General features: G+C 69.3%; 16 protein-coding genes. 7 read left to right on the forward strand and 9 right to left on the reverse strand.

All coding sequences use genetic code 11. From position 1 onward, the window contains the following. Positions 1-45 precede the first annotated feature (45 nt). The 5 genes from AXYL_RS15060 to AXYL_RS15080 form a co-directional block, all read right to left on the reverse strand. Positions 46-531, reverse strand: coding sequence for a GlcG/HbpS family heme-binding protein (locus tag AXYL_RS15060; protein ID WP_013393666.1), 486 nt, complete (start codon positions 529-531; stop codon positions 46-48). Between the two features lie 142 nt (positions 532-673). Continuing rightward, the gene (locus AXYL_RS15065; protein WP_193353243.1) at positions 674-1,282 is read right to left on the reverse strand and encodes a response regulator transcription factor; all 609 of its coding nucleotides are present in this window, start codon (positions 1,280-1,282) and stop codon (positions 674-676) included. 17 nt (positions 1,283-1,299) lie between these two features. Then, a complete protein-coding gene (locus AXYL_RS15070; protein WP_013393668.1) occupies positions 1,300-2,739 on the reverse strand; it encodes a sensor histidine kinase in 1,440 nt (479 codons plus the stop codon). Between the two features lie 63 nt (positions 2,740-2,802). Continuing rightward, on the reverse strand, positions 2,803-3,963 hold the full coding sequence (locus AXYL_RS15075; protein WP_041653512.1) for an HPP family protein: 1,161 nt from the start codon (positions 3,961-3,963) through the stop codon (positions 2,803-2,805). A 95-nt stretch (positions 3,964-4,058) separates the two neighbouring features. Next, complete coding sequence (locus AXYL_RS15080) at positions 4,059-4,511, reverse strand: MarR family winged helix-turn-helix transcriptional regulator (protein WP_013393670.1); 453 nt, start codon at positions 4,509-4,511, stop codon at positions 4,059-4,061. A gap of 80 nt (positions 4,512-4,591) precedes the next feature. Here AXYL_RS15080 and AXYL_RS15085 point away from each other — a divergent pair, with 80 nt between their 5' ends. Further along, positions 4,592-6,379, forward strand: a complete 1,788-nt coding sequence (locus AXYL_RS15085; RefSeq protein ID WP_013393671.1) for a chloride channel protein — start codon at positions 4,592-4,594, stop codon at positions 6,377-6,379. Here the strand turns inward: AXYL_RS15085 and AXYL_RS15090 are convergent. Next, positions 6,365-7,258: a LysR family transcriptional regulator gene (locus tag AXYL_RS15090; protein ID WP_013393672.1), complete on the reverse strand. Its 894-nt coding sequence runs from the start codon at positions 7,256-7,258 to the stop codon at positions 6,365-6,367. The two genes, AXYL_RS15085 and AXYL_RS15090, sit on opposite strands and share 15 nt — an antisense overlap. A 131-nt stretch (positions 7,259-7,389) precedes the next feature. On the opposite strand from AXYL_RS15090, the gene argC reads away from it, so the two are divergent. Continuing rightward, positions 7,390-8,322, forward strand: a complete 933-nt coding sequence (gene argC / locus AXYL_RS15095) for an N-acetyl-gamma-glutamyl-phosphate reductase (protein WP_013393673.1) — start codon at positions 7,390-7,392, stop codon at positions 8,320-8,322. A gap of 46 nt (positions 8,323-8,368) precedes the next feature. On the opposite strand, the gene AXYL_RS15100 is transcribed toward argC, so the two are convergent. Beyond that, positions 8,369-9,274 (reverse strand): LysR family transcriptional regulator, encoded by a 906-nt coding sequence (locus tag AXYL_RS15100; RefSeq protein WP_013393674.1) that lies wholly within the window; start codon positions 9,272-9,274, stop codon positions 8,369-8,371. Positions 9,275-9,411: 137 nt separating this feature from the next. Here AXYL_RS15100 and AXYL_RS15105 point away from each other — a divergent pair, with 137 nt between their 5' ends. Genes AXYL_RS15105 through AXYL_RS15120 form a run of 4 tightly spaced genes read left to right on the forward strand, consistent with a single transcriptional unit; the run spans position 9,412 to position 13,799 of the window. After that, the gene (locus AXYL_RS15105; protein ID WP_013393675.1) at positions 9,412-10,983 is read left to right on the forward strand and encodes an ATP-dependent acyl-CoA ligase; all 1,572 of its coding nucleotides are present in this window, start codon (positions 9,412-9,414) and stop codon (positions 10,981-10,983) included. A 37-nt stretch (positions 10,984-11,020) separates the two neighbouring features. Then, positions 11,021-12,334: an MFS transporter gene (locus AXYL_RS15110; RefSeq protein WP_013393676.1), complete on the forward strand. Its 1,314-nt coding sequence runs from the start codon at positions 11,021-11,023 to the stop codon at positions 12,332-12,334. Beyond that, positions 12,331-13,479 (forward strand): thiolase family protein, encoded by a 1,149-nt coding sequence (locus tag AXYL_RS15115; RefSeq protein WP_013393677.1) that lies wholly within the window; start codon positions 12,331-12,333, stop codon positions 13,477-13,479. The genes AXYL_RS15110 and AXYL_RS15115 overlap by 4 nt, the downstream gene beginning before the upstream one ends. Next, entirely contained in the window at positions 13,476-13,799 is a 324-nt protein-coding gene (locus tag AXYL_RS15120) for a zinc ribbon domain-containing protein (protein WP_013393678.1), read from the forward strand. Before AXYL_RS15115 ends, AXYL_RS15120 begins: the two co-directional genes overlap by 4 nt. Positions 13,800-13,811: 12 nt before the next feature. Here the strand turns inward: AXYL_RS15120 and AXYL_RS15125 are convergent, their stop codons facing one another. Together AXYL_RS15125 and AXYL_RS15130 are read right to left on the reverse strand one after the other, a co-directional pair. Continuing rightward, positions 13,812-14,654 carry a TlpA family protein disulfide reductase gene (locus AXYL_RS15125; protein ID WP_013393679.1) on the reverse strand — a complete coding sequence of 281 codons (843 nt, stop codon included), beginning with the start codon at positions 14,652-14,654 and terminating at the stop codon, positions 13,812-13,814. Between the two features lie 27 nt (positions 14,655-14,681). Beyond that, positions 14,682-15,446 (reverse strand): IclR family transcriptional regulator, encoded by a 765-nt coding sequence (locus tag AXYL_RS15130; RefSeq protein WP_041653515.1) that lies wholly within the window; start codon positions 15,444-15,446, stop codon positions 14,682-14,684. Positions 15,447-15,665: 219 nt separating this feature from the next. Here AXYL_RS15130 and AXYL_RS15135 point away from each other — a divergent pair, with 219 nt between their 5' ends. Beyond that, a complete protein-coding gene (locus AXYL_RS15135; protein WP_013393681.1) occupies positions 15,666-17,213 on the forward strand; it encodes an acetolactate synthase large subunit in 1,548 nt (515 codons plus the stop codon). Positions 17,214-17,218 lie beyond the last annotated feature (5 nt).

The raw sequence follows: 17,218 nt of genomic DNA on the forward strand, positions 1-17,218 counted from the left end.
ATGCCGTCGGCGCGGCAAACGCACCGCGCCCGGTCCGGCTGCGGCTTACTTGAACAGCGCGGCGTTCTCTTGCAGGGCGGCGTCGGCGCATTGCGCGTCCAGGTTGCCGCCGGGAGCGCCCGCCACGCCGATGGCGCCGATCACCGCGGAGCCGGCCTTGACGGGCACGCCGCCGCCCAGTACCAGGAAGCCGGGGATGTCGGTCAAGGTGGCCGCGGCCGGGTTCTTCTGCACGTTTTCCAGCATCGTCAGCGTCGGGGCCTTGGCCGACGCCGCGGTGTAGGCCTTGGCGCGGCTGGCTTCGATAGTGTGCGGGCCGGCATTGTCCGAGCGGGCGAAAGCCTTGAGCAGGCCGGCGCGGTCCACCACCGAGGCGCTGACGTTGTAGCCCTTGGCCTGGCAGGCGGCGACGGTGGCCGTCGCCAGCTTCTGCGCGTCGGCCATGGACAGGTTGCTTTCGTTGAGCACGGCGGCATTGGCGGCGCCGGCGCAGGCGAACAGGGTGGCGAAGGCGATGAGTTTGGGCGACATGTCTGTGTCCTTTGTGGGTCGGTGACAGGAACAGACAGCTTAAGGATAGCGGCCGATCCGCGGTATTCGGTCGGCTACGCTGGGGGCTCCGTAGGGCTACGGAGGCCGCTCGGCGCAAGGCTGCGTGCAGCGTGGGCGGGCGCTAGCCCAGCAGCCCCGCGTACTCGCGGATCAGCCCGGCCAGGTTTTCCGCTTCCAGCTTGGCGAAGACATTGGCGCGGTAGGTCTCGACGGTGCGCGGCGACAGATCGAATTCGCGCGCGATCTCCTTGTTGCTCAGGCCCTGCACGATGCGTTCCAGCACGTCGCGCTCGCGCCCGGACAACTTGTCCAGGCGTTCCTGCGCGGCCTGGGTTACCGCGAGCTTTTCGCGGCTGGCGATGTGGGTGCGCACGGCGGCCTGCACGGCGTCGAGGAAGACGTCGTCGTCCACCGGCTTTTGCAGGAACTCCATGGCGCCGCCCTTGAAGGCGCGGCGGCACAGGTCGACGTTGGCGTGACCGGTCAGCATGACCACCGGCAGGTCCGATTGTTCGGCCAGCCGGCTCAGCACGTCCAGGCCGCTGATGCCGGGCATGCGGATGTCCAGGACCACGCAGCCGATGGTTTGCGGATGCAGCTGGGCCAGGAAGGCCAGCGGATCGCCGTGACCCTCGCTGCGCAGGCCGACGCTGCGCAAGAGCAGCGCCAGGCCGTCGCGCACCGCGTCGTCGTCGTCGACCAGGTAGACCAGCGGGGATTGTTCGAGCATGGGAATGTCCTGCATAGTCATGCGGCAGCGCCGGAGCGCGGCAGGCTTACCGTGAAGCAGGCGCCTGCCGGGCTGAGATTGCGCGCGGCGATGCGGCCGTCCATGGAGCCGGCCAACGTTTCGCACAGCGCCAGTCCCAGGCCCATGCCTTGCGGCCGCGTGGTGTAGAAGGGGGCGAACAGGCGCGGCAGCGCGTCGGCGGCGATGCCGGGGCCGGTGTCGCTGACGCTGAACAGGTAGTCCTCGCCGTCGGTGCGGCCTTCCAGTGAAATCTGGCGTGGCCCGGAAACGCCAGTCAAGGCGTCGGCGGCGTTTTGCACCAGGTTGTGCAGGATCTGCTCCAGGGCCACGCGGTCGCCCAGCGGGCGGACGCCGGGGCTGGCGTTGTGCCAGCTCAGCCGTATGCCCTGCCTGGCCAGTTCGGCTTCGCGCAGGAAGCGCAACGATGCCACCAGCGCGTCCGGGTCCAGCGCTACGCGGCGGGCGGGCGAACTGGGCTGCACCAGGGCGCGCATGCGGCTGATGATGTCGGCGGCGCGCTTGGCCTGTTCGGCGCTGGCCAGTAGCGCATGGCGCACCGCGGGGCGTTCCTCGTCGTCGTCCAGCAGCCTCTCGGCGGCGCGGGTCTGGGCCAGGATGGCGGTCAGCGGCTGGTTCAGTTCGTGGGCGATGCCGGCGGCCATCTCGCCCAGCGTGCTCAGGCGCGCCATGGCGCCCAGGCGCAGTTGCTCCTGCTGGCGGCGGGCCTGGGCGAGCGAACGCTGCCAGGCCGCGGCGCCGACCACCAGCAGCGCGCTGGCCAGGCCCCAGGCCAGCCAGGTGGCCCAGGGCCAGACGCCCGGGGTCAGCTTGCGCGTGCTGCGCATCTGGAAGGGTTGGCTGGCCGCGCCCAGCGGCTTTTGCAGGGCCAGCGGCCAGCCAGGGGCGCCGGCGTCGGGCTGCTTGTCCAGCAGCGGCAGCGGGGTCTGGTCCACGGTCAGGGTCAGGTTGGCCAGCCCGGGTGGAAAGTCGGCGGCGGGCACCAGTTGGCGGGCGTCCAGCAGCAGGCTCCAGCCGGACGGCGCCACCAGCCAGTAGCGGGCATTGTCCACAGGCAGCGTCACCGGGCGCGCCAGGCCGCGCGCGCGTTCGACGGCGGCTGCAAGGCCGGCAGGTTCCGCCACGTTGCCGCTCCAGGCGCCGCCGGGCAGGTAGCCCAGCCCCAGCAATTGCGGCATGGCCGGTTGCAGGCTGGGATACAGGCGTTCGGGAGCGGGAGGATGGGAGAGGGCGGCCAGGGTCGCCAGCACGGCCTCATGCTGCACCGTTTTCTGGCTCAGCATGCGCTGCGCCACGCTGGTGCTCTGGGTGAAGCGTTCGTACTGGTCGACGTAATCCTGCCGCCCGATCCACAGGGCGCCGAGGGCGAACAGGACCAGCCAGCAGAAGAAGGCGCGAGCGCGCGATAGGGGATTCACGCCTGAAATTATGCCTTGCGGCCGGCGCGGGCAGGAATCCGTAGGGCTACGGAGGGCTGGCGCTCAGGCCGCCAGCTTCTGGGCGTCCGGGTCCGACGCCTGCGAGCTGGCCGCCAGCGCGATCTGGTAGAGCGCGGCTACCAGGTCCGATTGCGTCACCAGTCCGACCAGGTTGCGCGCTTCATCCAGCACCGGCACGCAATGCAGGCTGTCCGACATGGGGCGGGCCAGCTCGATGACGGGCAGGCCCGGGGTGGCGAAGGGCACTTCGCTGCGCATGCAGTCGGCCACCAGCAGGTCGGGCGCGGCGTCCGCGTCGGCGGCGACGGCCACGAGCCGCGTTTTGCGTGCCAGCACGTCGCCCTGGCTGACCATGCCGGCGTAGCGCCCGGCCGAATCGAGCACCGGCAGCGCCTGCAGGCGGTGCTTGTCGAACAGGCGCACGGCGTAGTCCAGCGGATCCTGGGCCTGCACCGTCACCACGTCGCGCGACATGATGTCGGCGCAATGCACGTCGCCGAAGCGGCGCACGCTGGCGCGCATTTCCGCGGCCAGCACGATTTCTTCCAGGTCTTCCTTGCTGATGTCCAGCAGTTCGCCGCGCTGCGTGAGCGCGTCGTCCAGGTCGGCCAGGCTGAAGCCCAGGCGCGCGCTGGGCGCCAGGTCGCGCGTGTTGTGGCCGGCGGCAGGGTCGGCGTGGCGGCGCGGATAGTTGCGCTTGAGCGCGCCATTGAAGACCACGGCGATGCACAGCAGGATGGCGGAATTCAGCGCCACCGGCCACAGCGCGAAGCCGTAGCCCAGGCTGGCGACGGTGGGGCCGCCCAGCACGGCGGTCAGCGCCACCGCGCCGCTGGGCGGATGCAGGCAGCGCAGCGAGAACATGGCGCCGATGGCCAGGGCCACCGCCACGGCGGCCGCCACCCCGGGCACGGGGATGAATTGGGCGCAGAACACGCCGATCAGGGCCGAGACCAGGTTGCCGGCCATGATGGACCAGGGTTGGGCGAGCGGACTGGCGGGCGCGGCGAACAGCAACACCGCGGAAGCGCCCATGGGAGCGATGAACCAGGGGCTGGCATCGCCCAGCGCATGGCGGCCGACCCATTCCGTGCAGAGCAGGCCGAGCAGCGCGCCCAGCACGCCGTAGAGTTTCTCGCGTCCGTTGACGCCCACCGGCGCTGGCGCGAACGAGCCCAGCCAGCGCTTGATTGCAACACCCAAAACGATCTCCTCGCGCATCTTTAATATGTCGCGGGGCGACAATTTATCACGCGGGGCCAGGCCGTGCTGCATAAGCTTATGCAGCACGGCGCGTTTCAGGCTTCGCCGGGCTCGTCGCCGATGCGCGTGAGCAGGCGCGTCAGCAGCGGGCGCATGGCGCGCAATTCTTCCAGGTGCGAAGCCGACAGGTCTTCCAGCATGCGCTCGGCGCGGGCGGTCAGCACGACTTCGACGCGGCGGCCGTCCTCGGGGTCGGCTTCGCGGCTGACCAGATCCAGGCGCGCCAGCCGGCCCACCAGTTCGGCGGCGGTGTGGGGACGGATCAGCAGGCGTTCGGCGATTTCTCCCACGTACAGGCCGCGGCGGCCGGGCGTGCTCTTGCGGGTGCCTTTGATGGCGAGCAGGGCCTGGTGCTGCTGCGGCATCAGGTCCAGGCCGGCGGCGGCGTTTTCGCTGAACGCGGCAAAGCGGCGCAGCGCATAGCGGAAGTCGGCCAGCAGTTCGTAGTCCGTGGCGGTCAACTGGGGAGGGGGCGGGGGCTGTTTCACCCGACTGATTCTAATATATGTCGTGATACGATATATATGACATTTCGCAAATCCCTGCGAGATTCTTCCTCCCTTCGAACATGCCTCCCACTTCTTCCTCTGCCCGGGCCGCGCTGCGCCTGGGCGACTTCACCACGGACAAGCGCGTGGTCCTGCTCATGGGCCTGGCCATTCCGGTCGGCCTGGCCAGCGTGGCCGCGGCCTGGGCCTTGCTGCGCCTGATCGCGCTGTGCACCAACCTGGCCTACCACCACCAGTTTTCCTTCGAGGATCAGCCCATCACGACAGGCCACCTCGGGCTGGCCTCCGTCGCCATTCCGGTCGTGGGCTGCCTGATCATCGGCCTGATGGCGCGCTATGGCTCGGAGAAGATCCGCGGCCACGGGATTCCGGAAGCCATGGAAGCCATCCTGATCGGCAAGAGCCGCATCCAGCCCAAGGTGGCCGTGTTGAAGCCGGTGTCTTCCGCGATCTCCATCGGCACGGGCGGCCCGTTCGGCGCCGAGGGCCCCATCATCATGACGGGCGGCGCCATCGGTTCCCTGCTGGCGCAGACCATCCACCTGGACGACGGCGAGCGCAAGACCCTGCTGGTGGCCGGCGCCGCCGCGGGCATGACGGCCATCTTTGCCACCCCGCTGGCGGCGGTACTGCTGGCGGTCGAGCTGCTGCTGTTCGAATGGAAGCCGCGCAGCTTCCTGCCGGTGGCCATGGCCGCCTTGGTGGCGGCGGCCACGCGCGCCTTCGTGCTGGATGCCGGGCCGATCTTCGCCTACGCCGGCGCACTGTCGTTCACGCCGGCGCATCTGCTGGCCTGCGCCGTCGTCGGCGTGCTGGCGGGCCTGGGGTCGGGCGTGCTGACGTCCATGGTCTACACCGCCGAGGACCTGTTCGAAAAACTGCCTCTGCACTGGATGTGGTGGCCGGCCTTCGGCGGCCTGGTCATCGGCATCGGCGGACTGATCGAACCGGCGGCGCTGGGCGTGGGCTACGACAATATCCGCCATCTGCTGGCGGGCGATCTGGCGTTCCAGGCCGTGTTGCTGCTGCTGGTGGTCAAGGTCATCATCTGGTCCGTTGCGCTGGGCTCGGGCACCTCGGGCGGGGTGCTGGCGCCGCTGCTGATATTCGGCGGCGCGCTGGGCGCGCTGGCGACGCCGCTCTTGCCGCAGGCGGCCCCGGGCTTCTGGGCACTGCTGGGCATGGCCGCGATGATGGGCGGCACCATGCGCGCGCCGCTCACCGCGACCCTGTTCGCGGTGGAGCTGACCGGCGACATGGGCGCGCTCTTGCCGGTGCTTGCAGCTTGCGTGTTCGCGTACGGAGTCACGGTGCTGCTGCTGAAACGATCCATCCTGACCGAGAAAATCGCGCGGCGCGGCCACCATATCAGCCGCGAGTACCGCGTCGATCCCTTCGACCTGCTGCGCGTCAGCCAGGTCATGACCACGCCGGTCGAGACCCTGCCGGCCGACTGGACGGTGGCGCAGGCCATCGCGCATTTCACGACGGCGCAGCCGGTGCATACCAGCTACCCGGTGCTGGACGCGCAAGGCGTGGTGGTGGGCGAGGTCACGCGCGCCGACACCCTGGCCTGGGCGATCGACGACGAGCAGACCGGACGCACGCTGGGTGATGCCCTGCAAGGACGTGACCTGGTGTACGGCCATCCCGAGGAATTGGCCAGCCAGATCGCCGACCGCATGGCGCTGACCGGCGCGGGGCGAGTGCCCATCCTGGACCGGGTCAACGGCCGGCTGGTCGGCATCGTGGGGCGCAAGGACCTGTTCCGCTCGCGCGCGCGGCGGCTGCGCGAAGAGAGCCAGCGCAACGCGTACTTCCGCCGCACGCCTTCAGTGGGACGCTGAGGCCCGCAGTTCCCACAAGACGTCCAGCACATGCCGGGTGGCTTGCTCTACTTGTCCGGCGCGATGGGCGATGCCCAACGGACGCCATAGCGCGGGCCGCAGCGGGCGCATCTCGATGCGCGGATCCGGCTGCGGCGCGGTGGCTTCGTGCGGCAGCAGGGTGGCGCCGTAGCCCGCGGCGACCAGGCTCTTGATCGCGTCGTTGTAGTTCAGCTGGATGCGGGCGCGCGGGTTCAGGCCCGCGGCGGCGAACCATTCCCCCGTCAGGCGCGACAGCCGCGTGCTGGCGTCGTTCAGGATCAACGGCCGCTCGGCCAGCCAGGCCGGCGTCAGACGCGCGGGCGCCTGCCAGCTTGCGGGCAGGAAGGCCATGACCGGATCGCGCCGCCACGGGCGCAGCACCAGGCCCTCCAGCGGCGGCTGGGGCAGGGCCACCAGGCCCACGTCCAGCGAGCCGTCGGCCAGGCGCAGCAAGGTTTCCTGGGAAGTCAGCACGGCCACCTGCACGTCGATGCCGGGATGGTTGCGGCCCAGCGTTTCCAGCGCCTGCGGCAGCAGATGGGCGATGGCGCCGGTGGAGGCGCCCAGCCGCACGCGCCCGGCCAGCCCTTGCACCTGACGCTGCACGTCGTCCAGCGCCTGGTCGGCGTCGGCCAGCAAGCGGCGCGCGCGTTCCAGCAGGGTTTCGCCGATGGAGGTGGGCCGGACCTGGCCGCGCTTGCGCGTGAGCAGCGGCGCGCCGATACGCGCCTCCAGGTCGGCCACGTGCAGGCTGATGGTGGGCGGCGCCAGATGCAGCGCGCGGGCCGCGTCGGCGAACGAGCCCAGGTCGGCGATGGCGACCAGGGTGCGCAGGCGGTCCAGGCTGATTTCACGCATGGCGGTCTCGTTCAGGAAAGCTGAATTGGATAGTCATGATATTCGACTTTTGTTATCTACGATCCGGACCGATGATGAGGTCCTGCGCCCGGAACGTTCCGGCGCTCCCTTTGATCCAGGACGCAAGCGCCATGACCCATCCTCTAGTTTTCATCGACGGCGACCAGGGCACCACCGGCCTGCAGATCCACGAACGCCTGCATGGGCGCGCGGACCTGCAGCTGCTGACGCTGCCCGCAGCGGAGCGTAAGGACCCGCAGCGCCGCGCGCAGGCGATCAACGGCTGCGACATCGCCATCCTCTGCCTGCCCGACGAGCCGGCGCGGCAGGCTGCCGCTTCCATCGTCAACCCGGACGTGCGGGTGATAGACGCCAGTTCCGCCCACCGCACGGCGGCAGGCTGGGTCTACGGTTTCCCGGAAATGAACGCGGAGCAGGCCGGGCTGATCGCCCAGGCCCGGCGCGTGAGCAATCCCGGCTGCTATCCCACGGGCGCGATCGCCTTGCTGGGGCCGCTGCTGCGCGCGGGGCTGGTGCCGGCCGACTATCCCGTGGTGATCCACGCGGTGTCGGGCTACTCGGGCGGCGGCCGCGCCGCGGTGGACGCGTATGAGGCCGCCGATGGCGGCGGCGGACCGGCATTCCAGCTCTACGGGCTGGGCCTGGCGCACAAGCACACGCCGGAAATCGAACGCCATTCCGGCCTGACGCAGCGGCCGGTGTTCGTGCCGGCCTACGGCGCGTATCGCCAGGGCATTGTGCTGACGGTGCCGTTGCAGTTGCGCCTGTTGCCCGAGGGTGTCGACATGCAACGTCTGCAGGCCTGCCTGCAACAGCACTACGAAGGCGCCAGGCATGTGCAGGTGGTGGCGCCGCAGGACGCGGCCGCCCACACCCACCTGGATCCCCAGGCGCTCAATGGCAGCAACGATCTGCGCCTGGCCGTCTACGGCAATGTCCAGGAGGGGCAGGTACTGCTGACGGCAGTGTTCGACAACCTGGGCAAGGGCGCGTCGGGAGCGGCGGTTCAGAACCTGGACCTGATGCTGGCCGCGATGGGATAGCGCGGCGGCAAGCGCCCCACGGAGCGGGCCGGCGGCCCGCTGCGGCTCAGGCCGGATCCGGGTCCGCCAGCGTTTCCACCACCAGGCGGCGCAGCCAGGCCGTGCCGGGGTCGCTTTCGAAGCGGGCGTGCCAATGCACGGTCACGGACAGGGGCGGCAGGGCGATGGGCAGCGGGCGTATCTGAAAGGCGTCGTCCCGGTTGAACCAGATTGCCGCCCGCAGGGGCAAGGTCATGGTGAGATCGGTGCGCCGCAAGATCTCGGCCGCCGCTGAAAAATGCGGCAAGGTCAGATAAGGCCTGCGCGGCAGCCCGGCCTCGCTCAACACGTCGTCCAGCAGGCGGTGGGCGCTGGCGCGCGAGGCCACCAGGATGTGGTCCAGGCGCTTGAACTGGCTGCGTGTCAGGCCGGCCGACAAGACCGGATGGCCGCGCCGGCCCATGCAGGTGTAGCGTTCGCGGAATAGTTCGGCATGGCAGGTTTCGCTGCCCAGCCCGGCCAGGTTGCCGATGGCGAGATCGACCTCGCCTTCCTTGAGCGCCTGCGGCAGCCGTTCCAATGGAACTTCCAGTACCTCGACTTGCAGGCGCGGCGCCAAGGCGTGAACGCGTTCCATCAGCGACGGCAGGAACACCATTTCACCGATATCGGACATGGACAGGCGAAAGCGCCGGGTGCTGCTGGCCGGCTCGAAGCGCTGCCGCAGGCTCACGGCTTCGGCAAAGCTGTTCATGCCGCGTTCGATAGGCTCGGCCAGGGCAAACGCCACCGGCGTGGGCTGCATGCCGGACGCCGTGCGGACGAACAAGGGGTCGTCGAACTTTTCGCGCAGGCGCGCCAGCGCGTAGCTCACGGCGGGCTGCGTCAGGTTCAGGCGCTGCGCTGCCCGGGTGACGCTGCGCTCGTGCAGCACGGTCAGGAAAACCCGCATGAGGTTCAGGTCGAAGTCCATGCATGCCTCTCATATCAGCCTGATTTATAAGATAAATAATACCTATAAATTTGACATATAAATAGTTGATTCCTAGACTAATTTCATAGGGCTGGGGCAACGCTTGCCGATGGCCGCAACACAGGGGAAGCACCGCCATGCATGCGTTGACACTGCCGTCGTTGTTGCTGGAGCAGGGCGCCCGTTGGGGCGTGCGCACATGGGTGCAGGCGCCAGGCGGCTCGCTGCGTTATGGCGACGCGCCCGACCATGCGGCGGCCTGGGCCGCGCGCCTGGCCGCGGCCGGCGTCGCCCGGGGCGACCGGGTCGGCCTGATGGCAGGCAACCGGCATGAATTCCTGTCCATCGTGTTGGGCTGCGGCTGGCTGGGCGCGGTGGTGGTGCCCATCAACACGGCGTCGCGCGGCATGCAGCTGCAACACATCCTGGCCAACAGCGGTTGCCGGTTGCTGGTGGCCGACGCCGCGTCCTGTCCCGCGTTGGCGGCGCTGGATACGCGATCCCTGGCCTTGAACCGCATCTGGCTGCTGGACGGGAATGCCGACGCGTTGGCGCTGCCGGTCCCGGCCAGCGCGCCGCCGCCCGCGCCGGACACGCCGCTCCCGCCGGCGGCCGACGTCGGGCCGGGAGATACCTTGGCCATCCTGTACACCTCGGGCACGTCCGGCCTGTCCAAGGGCGTGTGCTGTCCGCACGCGCAGTTCTATTGGTGGGGCAGGATCGCCGCGCGCAATCTGGAAATCGCCGACAGCGATGTGCTCTACACGAGCCTGCCGCTCTTTCACACCAATGCCTTGAACGCCTGCTTTCAGGCCCTGGTCACGGGCGCAACCATCGTTTGCGATGAACGCTTTTCGGCCAGCCGCTATTTCGACCGGCTCGAGGCCACGGGCGCCACGGTGACCTATTTGCTGGGCGCCATGGTGCCCATGCTGCTGGCGCAGCCGCCCGCCGCGGCCGAACGGCGCCACCGCGCGCGGATTGCGCTGGCGCCTGGGGTTCCTGAACGCTTCCATGCGGTGTTCGCCGAACGCACCGGCATCGCGCTGCTGGAAGGCTACGGCTCCACCGAGACCAACTTCGCGCTGGGCGGCACGCTGGCCGGACAGCGCCCAGGCACGATGGGCCGCGCCGCACCCGAATTCGACGCGATCGCGGCTGACGAGCACGACGCCGCAGTGCCCGACGGCACGCCGGGCGAACTGCTGCTGCGCGCGCACATGCCGTTCGCGATTGCGACTGGGTATTTCGGCATGGACGACAAGACCGTGGACGCATGGCGCAACCTCTGGTTCCACACGGGGGACCGCGTGGTCCGCGAGGCCGACGGCTACTTCCGCTTCCTGGACCGCATGAAGGACGCGATCCGCCGGCGCGGCGAGAACATTTCCTCGTACGAGGTGGAGCAGGTGCTACTGGCGCATCCGTCGGTTGCCGCCGTGGCGGTCTATGCGGTGCGTTCGGAGTTGGCCGAGGACGAGGTCATGGCCGCGCTGGTCTACAAGACCGGGCAGGCCATCACGCCTCAATCGCTGCTTGATTTCTGCCAGCCGCGCATGCCGTATTTCGCCGTGCCGCGCTACCTGCGCGTGCTGGACGACCTGCCGCGCACCGAGAACGGCAAGATCCGCAAGTTCCAGTTGCGGGATGAGGGCATCACCGGCGACGCCTGGGACCGGGACGCCGCCGGCTATCGCGTGGCGCGCTGAGCGCCATGGTTCCATTCAAAACATACAAGGGGCGGCAATGACGATGGCATACAAGGGGGCGGCCGCGGCCGCTGGCGACGATGCGCGCAGAAAGCGCACTCGGCGCGTGGTGATGGCCTCCGTCGCGGGCAACGCGATGGAATGGTATGACTTCTTCATCTACGGCACGGCGGCGGCGCTGGTGTTCGGCGAATTGTTCTTTCCCAAGGGCACCGATCCGCTGCTGGGCACCATGGGGGCCTTTGCAGGCTTTGCCGTGGGATTCCTGGCGCGGCCGCTGGGCGGCGTGATCTTCGGCCATATCGGCGACCGCTACGGCCGCAAGCTGGCGCTTGAGTGGACGCTGGGCCTGATGGGCGCGGCGACGTTCCTGATCGGGCTGCTGCCCACCTACGATCAGGTGGGCTTCTGGGCGCCGGTGGCCATGGTGGTGCTGCGCATCCTGCAGGGCGCGGCCGCGGGCGGTGAGTGGGGCGGCGGCGTGCTGTTGATCAGCGAGGCGGTCGGGGGCAAACGCCGCGGCTACTTCTCGTCCTTCAGCCAATTGGGCGTGGCGGGCGGCTTCGTGCTGTCGTCGGGCGTCTTCATGCTGGCGCAGCAGCTGCCGCAGGAGGCCTTCATGAGCTGGGGCTGGCGCCTGCCGTTTCTCTTGAGCGTGCTGATCTTCGGGGTGGGCCTGTACATCCGCAAGCACATTCCGGAAAGCGATGAATTCGTGCAGGCCGCCAAGACGGCCAAACGCGGCATGCCGGCGGTGGAGGTGTTCCGCCGCTATCCGCGCCAGGTCTTTACGGCGATGGGGCTGCGCGTGGCCGAGAATGGCGGCTCGTACATCTTCCTGGCGTTCGCGCTGGCCTATGGCAAGTTCCTGGGTATTCCCAACGACGTCATGCTGGGCGGCGTGCTGCTGTCGATGTTCATCGAGCTGGGCACCCTGGTCTGGTTTGGCCACCTGTCCGACCGCATCGGCCGGCGCACGGTATACCTGATCGGTTCGGCCGGCCTGGTGCTGGTGGCATTCCCATTTTTCTGGCTGGTGCAGACCAAGGAGCCGGTGTGGATCTTCCTGGCGTTTTTCCTGGGCAACACGGTGTGCCATGCCGCCATGATCGGGACCCAGCCGGCGTATTTCGCCGAACTGTTTCCCGCGGAAGTCCGCTACACGGGATTGGCGCTGGGGCATGAGCTTGCCTCTGTTTTCGCCGGGGGCTTGTCGCCGCTGATCGCCATGGCGCTATTGCGCAAGTATGAGTCGGCGACGCCCGTGGCGTGGTTCCTGGTGGGCATGGCCGCGGTTACCGTGCTGACCTTGTTGCTGACGCGGGAGCCGCCGCGCGAGGAGTCGGCGTGAGCGCGGCCAGCGATCCGGGCATCGTCGGTGTGGGCGAAACGCCCGCCTTGCGCCATCCCGGTCCCCAGACCAGTACGGCCGGCCTGATGGCCGAAGCGATTGCCCAGGCGCTGCGCAACGCGGGGCTGGCGCCAGGCCGTGTGGACGGGCTGGGCGTGGCCTCATTCACGCTGCGTCCGGACCGCGCCATCGATCTGGCGTGGCAGTTGGGGCTGCGGCTCAACTGGTGCATGCAGGACGAGATGGGCGGCGCCAGCGCCATCAATCTGCTGCGCCAGGCCTGGCTCGCGCTGGAAGCCGGGCAGGCCGGGACGATCGTGCTGGTGGCTGGAGACCATTTCACCGGGGCCGATTTCGCCGGACTGGTGCGCGGCTACAACCGCAGCGCGCGCGACTATCTCAGCCCCTTGGGCTGCGAGGGTCCGAACCCCTTGTTCGCCATGCTCACGCAACGGCAGATGGCGCGGACCGGGCTCAAGCGGGAGGACTATGGCGCGCTGTGCGTGGCGCAGCGCCAATGGGCGGCGGCGAATCCGAATGCCGCCTATCGCCAGCCCTTGAGCCTGGAGCAGTACCTGGCCGCGCCGTTGATCGCGCCTCCCTTGGGCCGCATGGACTGCGTGCCGGTGGTCAGCGGCGCATGCGCCTTGGTGCTGAGTGCGCGTCCGGCGGGGATTTGCGTGAGGCTGCTGGCCAGCGATGCCCGCTACAACGGCGACCAGCAGGAAGGAGACGGGCTGCAGACCGGCATCGCCGAGTTTGCGCCCGCGCTCTGGCAGCGTGCGGGCCTGGGGCCGGACCAGATGGACGTGGTCAGTGTCTATGACGACTATCCCGCCATGGCGCTCGCGCAACTATGCGATCTGGGTTTCGCCCGGGCGGACGATCTGCCCGGCTTCATCGCGCGCCGCCTGGCCAGCCGCGACTTGCCGGTCAATACCGCCGGCGGCCAGTTGTCCGCCGGGCAGGCCGGCACGGCCGGCGGCATGCATGGCCTGGTCGAGGTCGCTCGCCAGCTGTTGGGGCAGGCGGGTGACCGGCAGGTGCGCGGCGCGCGCCATGGCGTGGCCACCGGCTACGGCATGGTTCAACTGCGCTACGGCATGTGCGCCAACGCTGCGGTGCTGGCCCGGGAGGAACGATGAGCATCAAGGTCAGCCAATGTTGCAGCTGCGGTCATCTGGTCTATCCCGCCCGGCTGTGGTGCCCGGCTTGCGGCCATGATCAGGCGCGGGCCGCTGCGGTGGAATATGCGGAACTGCAGGCCTGGACGGTGTTGCCGTCCAGGGACGGCGCGCCTGCCACGGTAGTCGCGACCGTCCGGGCGCTGCCTGTGGGACCGGTGCTGGTTGTGCGCCTGGAAGAATCTCCCGTCCAGGCAGGCCAGCGTTTGTCACTGTTCGAACGCGATATGGATGGGCAGGCTTTGCCCTGCGCCCGCGTCCTGGCCGAGCCGCAAACCTGAATCGCTTCCCGCTCAATCGCCGCTGGCCGGCTCCTGGATCGTATCCAGGCGCTGGGCCAGCGAGGCGGCCGACAGCTCGCCCACGCGCAGGTCCACCAGCCGCCCCTCAGCATCCAGGAACAGCGTGGCCGGCAGGCCGCGGTTGCTCATCTGGCGCGAGGCCGCGCCTGCGGGATCCAGCAGCACGTTGCGCAACGACGGCGCATGCTGCGCCAGGAAATCGGTGACCGCCGGCGGGGCCTCGGCCTGGTTCAGGAAGACGAAATTCACGCCAGGATGCGCCGCCTGCGCCGCGGCGAACGCAGGCATTTCGCGGCGGCAGGGCGGACACCAGCTCGCCCACAGATTGATGACGGTGGGCTTGCCTTGGTAGACCGCCAGTCCGGCCGGCGCGCCGTCCAGCTGGCGCAGGGCCAGCTCGGCCAGTTCGGGTTGCGCCTGGGGCGTGGGCGCCAGCCAACGTCCGCCGCCTATCCAGACCACGCTTGCCAGCGCCAGTGCGCCCAGCAGCGCGGGCCGGGGCGCCTTGCGACGCAGCGCCGCATACAGCGCATAGGCCCAGGCCGCGGCCAGCCCGGCCATGCCGGCCCAGCCGCCGTCGCGCAGGTCCAGGATGCGCAGCGGGTTCTCCAGGAAGTGCGCCGGGTACTGCCAGACGAAACCCAGCCGGGCGACGACCAGGCCGGTGATGAGCGCGCGCCATAGCACCGCGCCGGTGTCGGACGGCGCGGCGGTCACGGCCGCCTGCTTGCGGGTGAGCAGCCTGGCGGCCAGTAAGCCGATGGCTGCCGCAATGATGAGGACCAGCAGCTCCGAGGGAAAGACAAGCGGGCCGATACGGATGGCGGGCGTCATGGAAGTACCTGCGGCTGAGATGGAGGATCAGGCCGCATGTTGCAGCTTGGCGGGCGCCTGGGCGATGCGGCGGGTGATTTCGGCGGCGGCGCGGAGAATCAGGCCGGCCAGATAGTCCTCGCGGAAGGCCGCGAAGGCGTCTTGCGCGCCGATGATGGTGATGCTGCCCAGTACATGGTTCTCTTCATCGAAGATCGGCGCGGCGATCCCGGTCTTGCCGGAATCCAGCTCCCCCGACGATACGCAGTAGCCGGCCTTGCGCACCTGCAGCATGGCGCGGGAAAACGCTTTCCAGTCCGGCCCCAGCCGCTGCATGTCGGGCGACTGCGCATGCTCGTCATAGACGCGCCGCAACTGGCGCGGCCCCAGATTGGCCAGGATTACGCGCGCCGTCGCGCTGCGCAGCAGCGGCATGAACCGGCCGCGGCCGAAATTCAAGGCTTGGGTATTGCGGCCCGGCTGCTGATGCACGTTGATCACTTTGTCGTCATAGCGCGCGCTGAGCAGCACGTCCAGCCCGGTCTGGCTGGACAGTTCCTCGATCAGGTCGCGGCTCACGGTCAGCATGGGGTCGTATTCCCGCATCTGCAGGTCCAGCGCGATGATGCGCGGGCCCAGCGCATAGCCGGCGGGCAGGCGCACCAGCAATCCGCAGGCGCACAGTTCCCGCACGTAGCGGTAGGCGGTGGCCGGCGCGTAGCCGCGCAGTTGGCAGATGGCGTCGACGTCCAGGACCGGCCGGTCGGGCTGAAAGAGGTCCAGGACATCGAGCATGCGGCGAAGACTGTTCATGGGTGCGAGGTGTGGGGAAAGCTGACGTGCTGCGAGGGTGCACCAAGGGGCGCTTATTGGCAAATCGCCGCGCCGCGCGCGGCGCGCATGCGTGCGTATAGAAGATCCGCGCAGAACTATCAAATAGATAATTCTAATAAATTATCAGGCATCAATCTGCCTAAATGAATTGAACATTTATCAAATTACGATAAAGTAGCAAAAAAGGAGGCGGTAATCATGAGCGGAGCGAGTGTCTTGCTGGAGGCCTTGCGCAAGCAGGGCGTGGAAGTCTGTTTCGCCAATCCCGGCACGACCGAGCTGGACTTGGTGCGGGCCATGGAAGAGGTGCCCGGCATGCGCTGCGTCGTCGGCCTGCAGGAGAACGTCTGCACCGGCGCGGCCGATGGCTACGGCCGCCTGACCGGCAAGCCGGCCGCGACCCTGCTGCATCTGGGGCCGGGATTCGCCAACGGCATCGCCAATCTGCACAATGCGCGGCGCGCCCGCACCCCCATCGTCAACATCATCGGCGACCACGCCAGCTGGCACCTGGAGTGCGACGCGCCGCTGACCTCGGACATCGAGTCGCTGGCGCGCCCGGTATCGGGCTGGGTGCAACGCATCGCGTCCGCCCAGGACGCGGCCGGCGCCGCCCGCGCCGCCGTGCGGGCCAGCCTGGCCGATGGCGGCCAGGGCGCGACGCTGATCTTTCCGGCGGACTTCCAGGCGGAAAGCGTCACGGACGAATCCGCCGACGCCGCTGCCGACGGAGTCGCTACGGAACCTGTCGCATTCGATGCCGCCGCCGCATGGCAGCGCCTGAGCCGCGCGCAAAAGCCGCTGTTCCTGCTGGGCGGGGGCGGGCCGGCCAGCGGCCTGGGCCGCCGCGCGCAGATTGCCGCAGCGCGCCTGTGCGCGGCCTTGGGCGGTAAGGCTTATGCCGAGACCTTTCCCGCCAGATCGGAGCGCGGCCGGGGCCTGCCGGACTTCGACCGGCTGCCGTATTTTCCGGAACCCGCGCGCGCCGCGCTGGACGCTGCCGACCTGGTGGTGCTGGTGGGGGCGCTGCCGCCTGTGACCTATTTCGGCTATGCCGGCCACCCCAGCCGGCTGGTGCCGGCGGAGCGCCTGCTGGAACTGGCGGCGCCCGGCCAGGACGCCGCGTCGCGCCTGGAGGCGCTGGCCGAACTGGCCGGCGCGCCGGCTTTCGAGCCCGCCGCCGCGATGCTCCCCGAACCCGTCCCGGGCGTCTTGACGCCGCAGTCGATTGCCGCCGTGGTGGCGCGCGCTTTGCCGGATGACGCCATCGTCTCGGTCGAGGGCGGCACCTGCGGCTATCCGCTGTACGCCGCGTCCGCCGGCGCCGCGCCGCACACGGTGCTGACCAATACCGGCGGCGCCATCGGCCAAGGCCTGCCCGTCGCCATGGGCGCGGCGATCGCCTGCCCGCAGCGCCGCGTGGTGGCCGTGCTGTCGGACGGCAGCACCCAATACACGATCCAGACGCTGTGGTCGCTGGCGCATGAAAACCTGCCGGTCACGGTGCTGATCGCCGCCAACCACCAGTACGCCATCCTGCGCAACGAGCTGCGCCGCGGCAATGCCGTGTTGGGCGAACGCGCCGCCGAACTGACGTCGCTGGACCGCCCGCGCATCGATTGGGTCGGGCTGGCCTCCAGCTACGGGGTGCAGGCCAGCCGCGCCGCCACCTCGGAAGAACTGGCCGCGCAGCTGGCGTCGGCGCTGCGCCAGCCGGGACCGGTCCTGATCGAGATGGCGCTGTAGGCGCC

It is taken from the genome of Achromobacter xylosoxidans A8 (assembly GCF_000165835.1).
GTDB classification, from domain to species: Bacteria; Pseudomonadota; Gammaproteobacteria; order Burkholderiales; family Burkholderiaceae_B; genus Achromobacter; species Achromobacter xylosoxidans_B.